The organism is Amycolatopsis sp. NPDC104775 (genome assembly GCF_055583325.1).
Genome location: NZ_JBVJOE010000007.1, coordinates 250928 through 264421, shown reverse-complemented (window position 1 = coordinate 264421; position 13494 = coordinate 250928). Strand labels below are relative to the sequence as shown.

Sequence of the window (13494 nt, the reverse complement as noted above, 5' to 3'; positions counted from 1 at the left end):
TCCGTCACGACCCGGCCGCCGTGCCGCGGCCGGCGCGGATCGCCTGCCGCAGCGCGGCGTGGTCGCGTTCGTTCTGGTCGGCGCAGGCGGTCGCGAATTCCCGGACGGCTTCGGCGAAAGCGGGGCCGGAGCCGAGATAGGCGGCGATAGCGAGCGCGTCGCCGGTGCGCGCGTGGGCCTTCGCCACCGTCCAGCCGCACAGCCGCGCGTTGGCCCGCAGGACGTCCGGGGTCATCGTCGCGGCGTCGCCGGGGCCCCGGTCGTCGCGCAGCCTGCGGACGTGGAAGTCGCGGGCGGGGCCGTCGAACCCCGGGGAGCGGGCCCAGCCGAGGAAGACGTCGCCCGCGGCCTGGATCAGCCGCTGCCCGGCGACCACCCGCCTTCCGGGACTGTCCGGCGCGCCGCCCCGGACGTACTCCTGCAGCACCGACGGCCGGGCTTCCTTCAGCTGAAGGAGAAGCGGGTCGCCGGTGTCCGTCCGGACGAGCAGCGCGACCCAGCACCGGGCGCCGGAACCGGTCGGCCCTGGTGCCGCGCGCGCGACGTCGGCGAGGCGGTAGCGGTCCAGCCCTGCCTGTCGCGCGGCGCCGAGCGTGCGCCGATAGCGCGCGAGCACTGCACGGAAGCGATCTGCGAGCGTCGCCGGATCCCCGTCCCCGCCGAGCCTGCCGGACGCGACCGCCCACGGCGCGTGCGCGGCCAGCACGAGGCGGCCGTCGCGGAGTTCGGTGTGCCGGAAGCAGGCGCGGCGCCGGCCGGGGCCGAGGCGGTGTGCCGCCACCGTGCGCAGGGTCCGGGCGTCGGGCGGGGAGAAGAAGATCTGGAGCGGGGTCTGCCGCGCGAAGCCGTGCATCGCCAGCCGGTAGGACTCGACGGCGGCCAGCACGGTGCGCCGGCGTTGCCCGGCCGGATGCCCGGCCTCCCGCCCGGTGACCTCGAAGCTCGCGGCCAGCCGTTTGACGTCCCATTCCCAGGGCGCGCGCAGCGTCTCGTCGAAATCGGCGAAGTCGAACACGAGCCGGCGGCCCTGCGCGGCGAACAGGCCGAAATTCGCCAGCTGGGCGTCTCCGCAGGCCTGGACCGGGAATCCGGTCCGGGGAGTGGCGGCGAGGTCCGCCGCGGCGGGAAGCGCACCGCCGTGGAAGTACGCGAGCGGCGAGGCGGCCAGCCGCGTGTAGCGCAGCGGAAGCAGCTCCGGGACCCGGCCGGAATCCTGGCGCGCCAGCAGGGCGAGGGGATCGGCGCGCTCGGCCGCGGCCGGGAATTCCGCGTGGCGTGCGGCCGGAAGGGCGGCGCGTGCGGCGCGAGCGGTCCGCAGGCTGGTGTCCTTGTCGAGGAAAGGCATGGGACGGATCGTCGGCCGCGGAACCGGCCCGGTGCGTCGCCCGTCAGGGGTGAAGCGGGGTCATGCGCGGCGGGTGAGGACGGAACGCGAGCGGACCCGCAGAGTGGCCGGCGGAGGTGCGAAGGCGGGCCTCTCGCGGGGCCGCGGCGGCGTTCGGGGGCGCCGCCGCGGTCTCGCTTGTGCCGCAACGGTGTTCGGCCGGGCCGCCGAGCACAGTGGACCGAACGGACCACGGCGGGAGCGGACACGGGAACGGGCCCTCGCCCGGCAGCGCGGTGAGGGCCCGTTCCCGTGCGCGCTAAAGCTGTTCGTGCTCCGGCGTTTCGCCGAACGCGGCGCGCAGCCGGGCTTCCTCGTCCTCGGACAGGTTGGTGGTCAGCAGCGTGGCGCCGGTTTCCTTGAACGGCTCGGCGACCCGGTCCAGCACCGCGTGGTCCGACATCACGAACAGCGCGGAGGTGCCGGGAGTGACCTGGGTCCGCACGGTGTCGATGAACTCCTCGTCGATCCCGACCCGGCGCAGCGATCCGGTGAGCGCGCCGATCGCCGCTCCGACGGCCGCGCCCAGCAGGGGGACGAGGAAGATCAGGCCGAACAGCAGGCCCCAGAACGTCCCGCCGAGCGCGCCGGCTCCGGTCAGGGAACCGAGTTCCCTGGTCTTCGGCTTCTTCCGGCCCTCGGGCCAGCTTACGCGCGCCGCGTCGGCGATCGAGATCAACTGCTGCTTTTGCAGCCGCTGAAGCAGATCCAGTGCGTTTTCCGCGCCGTCGACGGTCGGGAACCTCCATACGGTCAACGTGGCCATGACGTCTCCTCGCTCCGGGATCGGTGGTATGCCGCACTGTTTCCCGTCCGGTCGCGCCGGGCGTCGCCCGCGCCGGGTGAAAACCGGGGGCCCGGCGCGGAAAGAACCCTGATCTCACCTGACGCGGGCGAGGTCGGCCGGCGCGGCGGCCGACCATGATCGCCCGGGTCCGCAGCCCGTCGACGAACAAGGAAGAAACCATGACCGAACGCATGCACCCCCCGGCCGGAACCGGCGCGGGACGGCCGCCGCTCCCGCCGGACCGGCTCGCCGCCCGCACCCGCCGGACCGGCTGGCTCTGGTTCGCCGCGGCGATCACCGTCCTGGCCGGACTGTTCACCGCGGTGGAGGGCCTGGTCGCGCTGTTCGACCGGCATTACTACGTCGTCGGCCCGTCCGGCCTGCTCGTCTTCTCCCTGGCCGGCTGGGGCTGGCTGCATCTGATCGTCGGCGTCCTGGCCGTGCTGACCGGGACCGCGCTGTTCACCGGCGCGCAGTGGGCCCGCGTGTGCACCGTCGCGCTCGCCGGCTTCAACGCCCTGGCGCAACTGGCGTTCCTGTCCGCGTACCCGTTCTGGGGCGCGATCGTGATCGCTTTGGACGTCCTCGTGATCTGGGCCGTCATCGTGCACGGGGACGAGGCCGCCGCCGAACTCCGGTGACCCGGCGGCCCGGCCGCCGGCGCTCAGTACAGTCGTGGCCTCCGCCCGGCGTCGACCGCGGGAGCCGGGGGCGAAATCTCCCGACAGCCGAGAGGTTTGCCGTGCCCGCTCGAACGACGACCCGGCTCCGGCCGGTCCCCGGCGCGAAGGTCGCGCCGCCGCGCCTGCCCGGGATCTTCGTCCCCCGCCCGCGGCTGGGCGCGCTGTTCGACCGCGCCGCGGCCCGGCCGGTCACCGTGGTCCGGGCCCCGGCCGGGGCGGGCAAGACCACCGCGCTGGCCGCCTGGGCCGCCGGCGGCGCGGCCGCCTGGGTGTCGCTCGACGAGGACGACAACGACGAAACCAGGTTGTGGGAGGCGATCCTCGAGGCGTTGCGGCGTCGCGGCGCGGCGCACCGGTTGCGCCCGCCGCTGCCCGGGCGGCGGCGGGCGTTCCTGGCCGACCTCGACGAAACGCTGGCCGGCCGGCCCGGGCCGGTGCGGCTGGTCTTGGACGATCTGCAGGAGATCCGCCGCGCGGAACCCCTGGAAGCGCTCGCGGCGCTGGCCCGCCATCCGCCGTCCGGGCTGCGCCTGGTGCTGGCCACCCGGGTCGAGCCGCCGCTGCGGCTGGCCCGCCTGCAGTTCGAGGACGTGCTGTCGCGAGTGGACGCGGCCGAACTCCGGTTCACCGCGAAGGAAACGGCGAACCTGCTGCGGGCTGCCGGGGCCTCGGTCGCGGACGAGCGCGTCCGGGACCTCGCCGAGCGCACCGAGGGCTGGGCCGCGGCGCTCGGCTGGGCCGCGGTTTCGGTGCGCGAAGCGCGGGACGCGGACGCGACTGTCGCCTCCGTCACCGGCGGCGATCGCGCCGTGGCCCGGTTTTTCGCCGACGAAGTGCTCGCGCAGCTGCCCGCGGCCACGGCGGATCTCTTGCTGAGCCTCAGCGTCTGCGACGCGGTCTCGGCCACCCTCGCGGTCCGCTTGTCCGGCCGCCGCGACGCCGGCGCGCGGCTGGAGGAACTCGAGCGCGTGTGGGGACTGGTCACGCGCACGCCGGCCGACACTTACCGGTTCTTCCCGCTGCTGCGGTGTTTCCTGCGGGCCGAACTGGCGCGGCGGGACCCGGAGAGAGTGCCGCGGCTGCACGGGATCGCCGCCCGGTGGCACGCCGGCGAAGGCCGGGCCGGGGAGGCGCTTCGCCACGCGGTCGCGGGGGAGGACCGGGAATACGTGCTCGCGCTGGCCCGGGACCGGGCTGTGCGCCAGGTGCTGGCCGGGGACGGGGAATCGGTGCGCGCCGCGCTGGATTGCCTCGGCAGCGCGACGGTCGCCGCGAACCCTTCTCTGCGCTTGGCATCCGCTCTCGAGAACGTCCAAGGCGGACGGCTCGCGCGAGCGGAGTCCGATCTGGGCGGCCTGGGCGCGGGAGGCTGGCGGCCGCTCGCGGTCCGGCACTTGGCCGCGGTGACGGGAAAGCGCCTGGCGGGACCGCGACCGCCGGCGGCGCGGCACCCGGAGTTCGACGCCTGGGTCCATCTCGACAGCGCGTGGCTTTCGCTGCAGCGCGGCGCGCGCCGGCACGCGGGGACGCAGGCTCAGGAGGCACTGCGCCTGGCGCGGGGCGAACGGCTGGACCACCTCGTGCTGCACAGCAGACTGGCGCTGGCGGTCTCCAACGCCATCAGCGGGAACCAACCGGCGATGCGACGGGCGTGCACCGGAGCACTCGCGGTCGCGCGCAGGCACGGCTGGCGGCGGACCCCGGGGGTGGCCGAATGCCGGTTGCTGCTCGCCTACGACGAACTGATGCGCGCCGAACCGGCTGCCGCGGCACGGGAACTGGCTCAGGCGGCCGCGGCCGAGGTCCCCGGTGCGGTGCCGCTGCTGACGCCGCTGCGGGAGTTCTTCGAGGGCATGGCGCGCTTCGACGACGGAGACCGGACGACGGGTTCTCAGCTCATGCGGGCGGCCCGCCGCCAGCTCGCGGACCTGGAACCGGTCCGCGAGCTCGCCGGGCTGTGCGCGGTCGCCGAGCAGCACGCGGCCCTGGCGCTCGGCGAGGCATTGCACGCGACGGAAGTCCTCGCCTGGGCCCAGGACCGGCTGCCCGGCAGCGGCGAACTGGCTGTCCTGCGCGTCCGGGCGCACCTCGCCGCCGGCGAAACCGCTCCGGCCGAAGCCGTGCTGGCCGAAACCGCGGCGGCGGCGGCGCTGCTGCCCGCCACCCCGGTCGACCGCTGCCTGGCCGAAACCGCTCTCGGCCTGCGCTCGCACCGCCGGACCAAAGCCCTGCACGCCCTCGACCAGGCGCTCGCGCTCGCCCGGCCCAACCGGCTGGTGCGGCCGTTCGCGCTGGCCGAGCCGCCGGTCCGGGACCTGCTGATCGGCCATTCCGGCGGATTCGGCGCGCTCGACCGGTTCGCGCAGACGGTCCGCGGCAGGCTCGTCCCGCACGCCCCGCCCAGCGACCTGACCGATCGCGAGCAGGTGGTGCTGCGGCGCCTGCCTTCCCAGCGTTCGCTCGACGAGATCGCGTCCGACCTCACCGTCTCGGTCAACACGGTGAAGACTCACGTGCGGGCGATCTACGGCAAGCTCGGGGTGAACAACCGGCGTTCCGCTGTCGTCGTCGCTCGCCGGCACGGCCTGACGTGAGGCAGGTCAGGGTTCGTCGCTTCGCGGGGCGGACAGCAGGGCTTCGGCCCAGCGAGCCCGCGGATCGACGTCGACGAGCAGCGCTTTGGCCAGGAGGGTCGCCGGGACGGCGAGGACCGCGCCGAGCGGGCCGAGCAGCCAGGTCCAGAACACCAGCGCCAGCACCGTGACCACAGTGGACAGTCCGACCGAACCGGCCACGAACCGGGGCTGGATCAGCGACTGCACCGCGAAGTTCAGCACCAGGTAGACGACGAGCACCACGAGCAGGCCGCGCCAGCCGCGGTCGAGCAGCGCGAGCACCGCGGGCGGGGCCACTCCGAGCACGAACCCCACGTTGGGGATGTAGTTGGTGACGAAGGAAAGCAGCCCCCACAACACCGCGCCCGGAATGCCGAGCACCGCCAGCGCGGCGGTGTCGAGCGCCGCCACGAGCCCGCCGAACGCCGTCGTCACGAGCAGGTATCGCCTCGTGTTCGAGGCGAAGCCGCGCAAGGCGGCGGAGATCCACGGGCGTTCGCGCGCGATCCGGCCGAGCCGGTGGCCCGCCCAGGCTGTTTCGGCGCTCAGGAACAGCACGAGACCGAACAGGAACGCCAGGTTCGTGACCAGCTTGCCCGCGCTCGCGAGCAGAGAACCGGCCAGGCGGACGAGCTTTCCGGCATCGACGGAGGACAGCATGCCGCGCACCTGCGCTTCTCCGACTCCGAGCGTGGCCAGGCCGTGGTGCAGCAGCTCGTCGAATCGTCCGGAGTAACGGGGCGCCAGCGCCGACAGCTGCGCGACCGAGACCACGACAACGGCGAAGAAGGCCACCAGGACCGCGTAGACAGCGACGACCAGCACGGCGACCGTCAGCCAGCGCGGCCATCCCTTGCCTCGCAGCCAAGTGCGCACCGGATCGAGCGTGAGCACGACGACCAGGGCCAGGAACACCGGCGCGGCGAACCAGGAAACGGCCTGCACGCCGGCGAGCACGACCGTCGCGGCGGCGGCGCCGAGCAGCACGACGAGCGCGCGGGGAAGCGGGGTGGCACCGGCTTCCGTGCCGCAGGAGATCGGCGGTGGTTGCCCACCTTCGCCGAGCCGGCCGTCGAGCTCTCGCGGAGAGCGGCGCGCTCGGCGGTCCGCACGCCGGGCCTCGCCGGAACGGCGGGCCGGGAAATCGGTGAACGACGCTCGCACCATGCGAATCCTCCGGAGGCAGACGGCGGGTTTCGATGGTGATGCGGGACGGGGTGCGGGTCGTCACCCGGCGCGGGCGGGTTCTCGGCCTTCCGAGGTCGGCGATTTCCTCGGTGGCGGCCGTCGTCCTGGCCTGGACCGGCTGAGGAACACACGACGACGGATGCCCATGACCGGACTGGCCTGGCTGGAGGACGGCGATCCGCTTCGCGAGCCGCGCCGCAGCGCGTCAGGTCTGTCCAGCGGGCGGCACGGTGCCTTTGCCTGCCCATCCGGTGAGGCGAGAGCGAACCGGTGCGGCTGACGCCGTTTCCGCGCCAGGCCGGGTGGGGCCAGCGGGAAGAACCGCCGTCCGGCCCGATCGCGGCGGCGGTGATGCCGACGGGGTGGTGTTCGAACGGCTTTTCTCGAACGGCTGTTGCTGGCAGAGGACATCAGGGTTGGGTCAGCACGGCGGCAGGCGGCGGCTCCCTCTGAGTCCTGCTGAATCCTGCTGAATCCGTGGCGGAAGTGCGTGCGGGAGCAGCTCGTTCACAGGGTGAACTCGGTCCCGTCCAGCGGCAGTTCCGCTCCGGCGTGCAGCACCGACGCGTGCTCCAGGCCGGTCGGGTCGACGACGGGGTTGGTGTTGTTCAGGTGGGTGTAGGCCCATCGCGTGGCGCCCGGGCGGTGCGTGAGCAGCGGCAGCGTCGAAGTGATCGGCACGTGGCCCATCGCCTGCTGGGCGGCGGGGTCGGCGCTGTCGGTGGCCGACCTGAATTCGGTGGTGCTGTGGAAGGTGCCGTCGAGCAGGACCAGGCTCGCGCCTTCGGCGAACGCGTCGAAGCCGGCTGGCCAGGTGCGCAGGCAGGGCGCGTAGACGAGCGTGCCGCCGGTCGCCGGGTCGTGGATGCGGTAGGCGACGACCCACGGGCCGGGACGGGTGGAGGAGCGGGCGTATTTCGGTTGTTTGCCGCTGACCGGAAAGGAGGTGACGCGGAGGCCGTCGAGGGTGGTTTCCGTGGTGGGGAGCCAGGTCCAGCGGTGGTAGCCGTCGATGATGGTGCGGGCCGGGAAATGATCGGTCAGCGCGTGCAGGGCGGCGGCGGGAGCGCGGACGGTCAGGTCGGCTGCCTCGCGGAGCATGAGCAGGCCGAGCGTGTGGTCCAGTTCGCCGTCGGTCAGCAGGACGCTGCGCAGGGGCGTCTCGCGCGGGCCCGGTCCGGCGCGCAAGGCTGGCGTGGCCAGGATTTGCGCGCGGAGGTCCGGGGAGGCGTTGAGGAGGTGCCAGGCGCGGCCGTCGGCGCTGAAAGCGACGCTGTCCTGGGTCCGCGGGGGAGCGGCGGAGGTGCATTGACGGCAGGCGCAATTCCACTGCGGGAAGCCGCCGCCGGCTGCGGTGCCCAGGAGGATGACCTTCATCGGGCGGGACCTCGCATGATCAGGTCCGAAGTGGACGGTGCGGCGAGGATCAGGTCGACCGCGCCGCGGTGCGGGGAGCGGGAGCAGACGGGATCGGTGTCGGCCGCGTCGCCGGTGAGCTGGAAGGCCTGGCAGCGGCAGCCGCCGAAGTCGACGGTGCGGCGGTCGCAGGTGCGGCACGGGTCGCGCATCCAGTCCTCGCCGCGGTAGGCGTTGAAGGACTTTGAGTGGTACCAGATGTCGGCCAGGGAGGCATCGCGGATGTTGTCGAGGGGCAGCGTGGCGATCGCGCTGGCGGCGGGGCAGGGCAGCACGGTGCCGTCGGGCGCGATGGTGAGCTGCCGCGCGCCCCAGCCGTGCATGCACGGTTTGGGGAACGGCTCGTAGTAGTCGGCGACGACGTAGATGATCTCCATGGTGCCGCGGAGGCGTTCGACGGCCGCGCGCACGACGGGTTCGGCGGCGGCGAGCTGGGCGCGGGTCGGCAGGAGAGCGTCGCGGTTGCGCAGCGCCCAGCCGTAATACTGCGTGTTGGCCAGTTCGAGGCGGTCCGCGCCCATCGACTCGGCCAAGGCGATGATTCCGGCTAGCTGGTCGTGGTTGTGCCGGTGCAGCACGACGTTGACGGTAAGCGGCAGGCCCGCCGCTTTCACCAGTTCGGCGGCGGCCAGTTTTCGGTCGAAGGCCTTCGCTCCGGCGAGCAGGTTCGCCCGGTCCCGGGTGGCGGCCTGCGCGGAGAGCTGGACGTGGGCCAGGCCTCGTGCGGCGAGGTCGTGCAAGCGCTCCTCGGTCAGGCCCAGGCCGGAGGTGACGAGGTTGACGTAGCAGCCCAGTCCGCTCGCGTGCGTGACCAGCTGCGGAAGATCCGGGCGCGCCAGCGGTTCCCCGCCGGAAAGGTGGACTTGCAGTACGCCGAGGTCCCGGGCCTGCGACAGGGCGTCGGTCCAGTCCTCAGTGGACAGTTCGGCGGCTCGGCTCACCAGTTCCACGGGGTTCGAGCAGTATGAGCAGTGCAGCGGGCAGCGGTGCGTCAGTTCGGCGAGCAGGCCGAGAGGTGCGGTCACGTCCATTCGATCACCCGCCGTTGTCCGAACCGGGTCAGCACGGCCAGAACATCGCTCTCCTGGACGCCTCGGTACCGGCTGCGCAGGCTGGCGACGATGCCGGACACCGGGGTGGTGCCGTCGCAAAGCTCCAGGACCGCGGTGGCGGTGGAGTTCGGCACCAGCACGCCTTCCGGGAACAGCAGCACGTGCACCCCGCGCACGTGGTCGAACGTCAGGCGCACGCCGAGCCGCAGTTTCGGCACCGACGCGGCGGTGAGGGTGTCCATCGTTTCACTCCTTGGCCGCGGCGCGTTCGATGGCGTCCAGCATCGACCAGAGGACATCGCATTTGAACGACAGCGCGGCCACTGCTTTGTCCTGCTGCTCGCGGGTGACGCAATGCCGCACGACGATGTCCAGGGTGTCCTTGCCCTCGCCGGAAACCTTGTCGATCCGGTTGGTGAAATACGCCAGGTCGTCGCGGGAGATCCACGAATAGTTCGCCAGGACGTCGGCTACCCGCCGCTGCATCAGATGCCCGGCGAACATCTCGGTCAGCCCGGAAGCGACGGCTTCGACCCAAGGTTTGGTGCGCGCGAAGGCGACGTAGGCGTCGACAGCGAACCGGACGCCCGGGGCGACGTGGCGTTCGTCCAGCACTTCGGTGCGCTCCAGGCCGACCGCGGCGCACAGCCGCAGCCAGCGTTCGGCTCCGCCTTCGCCTTCGACGGCCCCGTCGTGGTAGACGATCCGGTCCAGCCAGATCCGGCGGATTTCCGGGAGCGGGCAATTGCTGATGATGGCCGCGTCTTTCCGCGGCAGCACGCATTGGTAATACCAGCGATTCGCGGCCCAGAGTTTCAGTTCGTTTTCGGTCAGTTCCCCGGCGTGCATCCGCTGGTGGAACGGATGGCTGCCCCAGTATCGGTGCGCGAGGCCGCGCAGGGCTCCGGTGAACTCCGCCGGACTCATCGGGTGCACAGTGGACATTCGCGTACTCCGGGATTCTCGCTGAGCGGAACGGATTTCCGGGAAGGACGGGACCGCCGGCGGACCGGCCCCGTCCGGCGGGTCACTCCTCCCGGCGGGCCGCGTAGGCGGTGACCTCCATCGGCGTCTCGTACTCGACGAAGTCGGGCGCGGTCCACATTTCGACGGGCTCGGGCATGGGAAACTCCCTTTCCTTCGATGCACCGGTGAGCGGGGCGTTCCTCCCCGCCGCGAACGCCGTCACCCTAAAAGCGCGAGGGGCCGGTCGCCAGGGGCGCGGGCGGATTTCCCGGCTAGTTTAGAAAGTTTCCTTCCGATGGCGCAGCGGGTGATCACGCCGGGCGCCGGGGGCGGTTGTCCGCCCGACAGAAACCGCGCGGGCGCGCCGAAACCTCGCGATTCGCTTGACACCGGGACCGCGGGCAGCCGAATAATAGGGTTCAAGCGCGGTTGACAACGATGTCAGAGGTTGTGGGAGCGACGTGACCCAGGTGAATCGCAGGCGTTTTCTGTCCAGTGGCCTCGCTGTCGCGGGCGGTGGTGCGCTCAGCGCGTTCGGACTGTCCGGTACCGCCGGGGCGGCGCCGGAAGCCCGTCCGGCTCAGGTGGGCGGCGGTGAGATCGCCAGCGGGTGGACCTTCGCCGCGGCGGACCGCACGGCCGCGGCCGGGAGCACGCTGGCCAGTGCGGAAAGCGTCGCCGGGCTGAAACCGGCCGTGGTCCCGGGGACGCCGCTCACGAGCATGATCGCCAACGGCGAGTACCCCGATCCGTTGTACGGCCACATCGTGACCGACACTGTCCCGGACACCCTCAAGGACACCGGCTACTGGTACCGGGTCGCGTTCCCGGTGCCGAAGCTGGTGCCGGGGCAGCGGTTCTGGCTGCAGTTCGACGGCATCAACTACTTGGGGACGGTCTGGCTCAACGGGGTCAAGGTCGGCACGGTCGAAGGTGCGTTCAAGCGCGCGGTCTTCGAGGTGACGGACATCGTGGCCAAGGCAGGTGGGACGGCTTGGCTGGCGGTGCTCGTCGGGAAGCTCGACTACACCGACCCGCCCGCGTTGCCGAGTTATGCCAGCGGGGTGACGCGGGGCGGGCGGAACGGCGGCCCGACTGGGATCACGCTGAAGAACGGGCCGACGTTTTTCTGTACCGCTGGATGGGATTGGCTGCCGACCATTCCTGACCGGGATCTGGGGATCTGGCAGCCGGTCACCTGGCGTACCACCGGGCCGGTCCGGATGGCTGACGTGCACGTCACCTCGACGCTGTCGCAGGACTTGCGCACGGCGGAGGTTTCGGTCGAGTTGGCGCTGGACAGCGCGGCCGGGAAGTCCGTGGTGGTGAAGGGGTCGCTCGACGGGCGGGAGTTCCGGCGGACGGTCAGCGTTCCGGCGGGAGCGTCGTCGGTGGTGCTGACGTCGAAGGACGTCGCTTGCCTGCGGATGGACCGGCCGAAGCTGTGGTGGCCCAACGGATACGGGGAGCCGTATCGGTATCGGCTGACCGTCGCGGTCGAGTCCGGCGGGCAGGTGTGCGACGAGCGGGCGGTGGACTTCGGGATCCGGCGGATCGAGTACACGACGCCGATGCGGTCCCCGTCCGGGGCGGTGAGCCAGTGCCTGTCGATCACGGTGAACAATCAGCCGATTCTGGTGATGGGCGGCAACTGGGGGCTGGACGAGGCGCTGAAACGGATCCCGCGAGAGCGATTGCGGGCGCAGGTGCGGTTGCACCGGGACGCGAACCTCAACCTGATCCGGAACTGGAACGGGCAGAGCAGCACTGAGGATTTCTACGCCGCTTGCGACGAGTACGGGATTTTGGTGTGGCAGGACTTCTTCTGCTCCACCGAAGGGCCGCCCGCGGAAAACATCGCCCGGGACCTCGCCAACATCCGCGATTGCATCGTGCGGTTCCGCAATCATCCGTCGATTCTGCTGTGGTGCGGCGGGAACGAGGGGCCGCCGCCGCAGCCACTGATCGACGGGCTGGACGCGCTGGTCGCCGAACTGGATCCGCAGCGCGCGGTGCTGACGAGTTCCGCCGGGGACACCGGGGCGAACCCGATCGACGGATACCGTTCCGGCGGGCCGTACCACTGGGTCCCGCCCGCGAAGCATTTCGCGCTCAATGACGGCACGCAGTGGCCGCCGTTCCACAACGAGGTCGGGTCCTACTCGATTCCGACGCTGGAGTTCATGCGGAAGATGCTGCCGGAGGCGTCGTGGGAGCGTCCGGACGATTTCTGGGCTGACCGGGACGTGAACGGCAACGGGGGCAACGGGGGCGGGGCGGGGTATCTCCGGCTGACTGCCGAGCGGTATGGCGAGGTGCGGAACCTTCCGGATTTCGCCCGCAAGTCGCAGTTGATGAATTACGAGTGCATCCGGGCGATTTATGAGGCTCCGGTGGCCAATATGCGGAGTTCCGGGCCTTATCCGCGGACCGGGGTCATCATGTGGATGACCAATCCGGCGCAGCCCAGTTTCGTTTGGCAGATGTACAGCCACGATCTGGAGGCGCATTCGTCGTTCTACGCGGTGCAGCATGCGTGCCGGCGGGTGAATGTGATTTTGGACGCGCGGAGTTTCGGGGTGGTCGTGGCGAATCATTCCTCGGCGGTGGTGCGGGGCAGTGTTGATGTCACGCTGTATGGGCTGGGCGGTGCGGAATTCGCTCGTACGTCGTTGCGGGTTGGGGGAGTGGGTGGTGCCGATCGTGCGGTGGTTGGGAATGTCGCTTCGCTACTGAGGGGTGCGCCGGATGAGGTTGCTTTTGTTCGGCTGGTGTTGAGGGATCCGCGCGGGGTGGAGGTGGTGCGGAGTTTTTCCTGGGTGGAGACGCCGGGGAGGGAGTCCGGGTTCGCTGGGTTGGATGGGATGCCCGCGGCGGCTGTTTCGGTGCTCGCCGGGGAGGTGCGGGGGCGGGACGGGCTCGAGGTTGCGGTGGACGTGCGCAACATCGGGGAGTCTGTGGCTTTGATGCTGCACTTGCAGGTGTATGACGTCCGGACCGGGGAGAGGGTTCTTCCGGCGACGTTCAGTGACAATTATCTGAACTTGGTTGGCGGGGAGGAGGCGAGTGTCCGGGTTCGGCTGGATGCCGGGCAGGTTCGGCGGCATCCGGAGGTGGGGGTGCGGGTGGACGGGTGGAAGGTCGATCAGCGGGCGTCCCGGCTGCGGGGGCGGGGGATTGCGGTGACGTTCAATCGGGAGGCGTTGGAGGTCAGTCCTGCGGTGAGGACGTTCGGGGGGTGAGTCGGCTCGTCGCCCTGGGGGGCGACATTGCGCCGGGGGTGGTGCGTGGGGCACCCCGAAGCCCGAGTGTGCTGACGGTTCGGGGGTGGTTGTCAAGGCGGGAAAGATGCCTTGACAAACACCCCCAACACGAAAGGAGGATTCGTGTCTGGGTTGAAGGG

Annotated in this window: 11 protein-coding genes; 3 read left to right on the top strand and 8 right to left on the bottom strand. The window is 71.5% G+C overall.

The genetic code is table 11. The annotated features are described in order from the left end of the window. Nucleotides 1-4 precede the first annotated feature (4 nt). Nucleotides 5-1345: a DUF2252 domain-containing protein gene (locus ACZ63D_RS29540; protein WP_465357632.1), complete on the bottom strand. Its 1341-nt coding sequence runs from the start codon at nucleotides 1343-1345 to the stop codon at nucleotides 5-7. Between the two features lie 298 nt (nucleotides 1346-1643). Then, nucleotides 1644-2150 carry a DUF1269 domain-containing protein gene (locus ACZ63D_RS29535; RefSeq protein WP_465357631.1) on the bottom strand — a complete coding sequence of 169 codons (507 nt, stop codon included), beginning with the start codon at nucleotides 2148-2150 and terminating at the stop codon, nucleotides 1644-1646. Nucleotides 2151-2350: 200 nt separating this feature from the next. On the opposite strand from ACZ63D_RS29535, the gene ACZ63D_RS29530 reads away from it, so the two are divergent. Then, nucleotides 2351-2812 (top strand): DUF7144 family membrane protein, encoded by a 462-nt coding sequence (locus tag ACZ63D_RS29530; protein WP_465357630.1) that lies wholly within the window; start codon nucleotides 2351-2353, stop codon nucleotides 2810-2812. A 101-nt stretch (nucleotides 2813-2913) separates the two neighbouring features. Continuing rightward, entirely contained in the window at nucleotides 2914-5448 is a 2535-nt protein-coding gene (locus tag ACZ63D_RS29525) for a winged helix-turn-helix domain-containing protein (protein ID WP_465357629.1), read from the top strand. A 6-nt stretch (nucleotides 5449-5454) separates the two neighbouring features. Here ACZ63D_RS29525 and ACZ63D_RS29520 read toward each other — a convergent pair whose 3' ends face one another. The 6 genes from ACZ63D_RS29520 to pqqA form a co-directional block, all read right to left on the bottom strand. Further along, nucleotides 5455-6636 carry an AI-2E family transporter gene (locus ACZ63D_RS29520; protein ID WP_465357628.1) on the bottom strand — a complete coding sequence of 394 codons (1182 nt, stop codon included), beginning with the start codon at nucleotides 6634-6636 and terminating at the stop codon, nucleotides 5455-5457. A 528-nt stretch (nucleotides 6637-7164) separates the two neighbouring features. Beyond that, nucleotides 7165-8034, bottom strand: a complete 870-nt coding sequence (gene pqqB, locus ACZ63D_RS29515; RefSeq protein ID WP_465357627.1) for a pyrroloquinoline quinone biosynthesis protein PqqB — start codon at nucleotides 8032-8034, stop codon at nucleotides 7165-7167. Then, a complete protein-coding gene (gene pqqE / locus ACZ63D_RS29510) occupies nucleotides 8031-9104 on the bottom strand; it encodes a pyrroloquinoline quinone biosynthesis protein PqqE (protein WP_465357626.1) in 1074 nt (357 codons plus the stop codon). The genes pqqB and pqqE overlap by 4 nt, the downstream gene beginning before the upstream one ends. Further along, nucleotides 9095-9367 (bottom strand): pyrroloquinoline quinone biosynthesis peptide chaperone PqqD, encoded by a 273-nt coding sequence (gene pqqD, locus ACZ63D_RS29505; protein WP_465357625.1) that lies wholly within the window; start codon nucleotides 9365-9367, stop codon nucleotides 9095-9097. Before pqqD ends, pqqE begins: the two co-directional genes overlap by 10 nt. 4 nt (nucleotides 9368-9371) lie before the next feature. Continuing rightward, entirely contained in the window at nucleotides 9372-10070 is a 699-nt protein-coding gene (gene pqqC, locus ACZ63D_RS29500; RefSeq protein WP_465357624.1) for a pyrroloquinoline-quinone synthase PqqC, read from the bottom strand. Between the two features lie 82 nt (nucleotides 10071-10152). Then, nucleotides 10153-10248 (bottom strand): pyrroloquinoline quinone precursor peptide PqqA, encoded by a 96-nt coding sequence (pqqA, locus tag ACZ63D_RS29495; RefSeq protein WP_037358081.1) that lies wholly within the window; start codon nucleotides 10246-10248, stop codon nucleotides 10153-10155. Nucleotides 10249-10552: 304 nt separating this feature from the next. Between pqqA and ACZ63D_RS29490 the strand changes: the two genes are divergently transcribed. Continuing rightward, on the top strand, nucleotides 10553-13333 hold the full coding sequence (locus ACZ63D_RS29490; protein ID WP_465357623.1) for a glycoside hydrolase family 2 protein: 2781 nt from the start codon (nucleotides 10553-10555) through the stop codon (nucleotides 13331-13333). The last annotated feature ends 161 nt before the right edge of the window (nucleotides 13334-13494 follow it).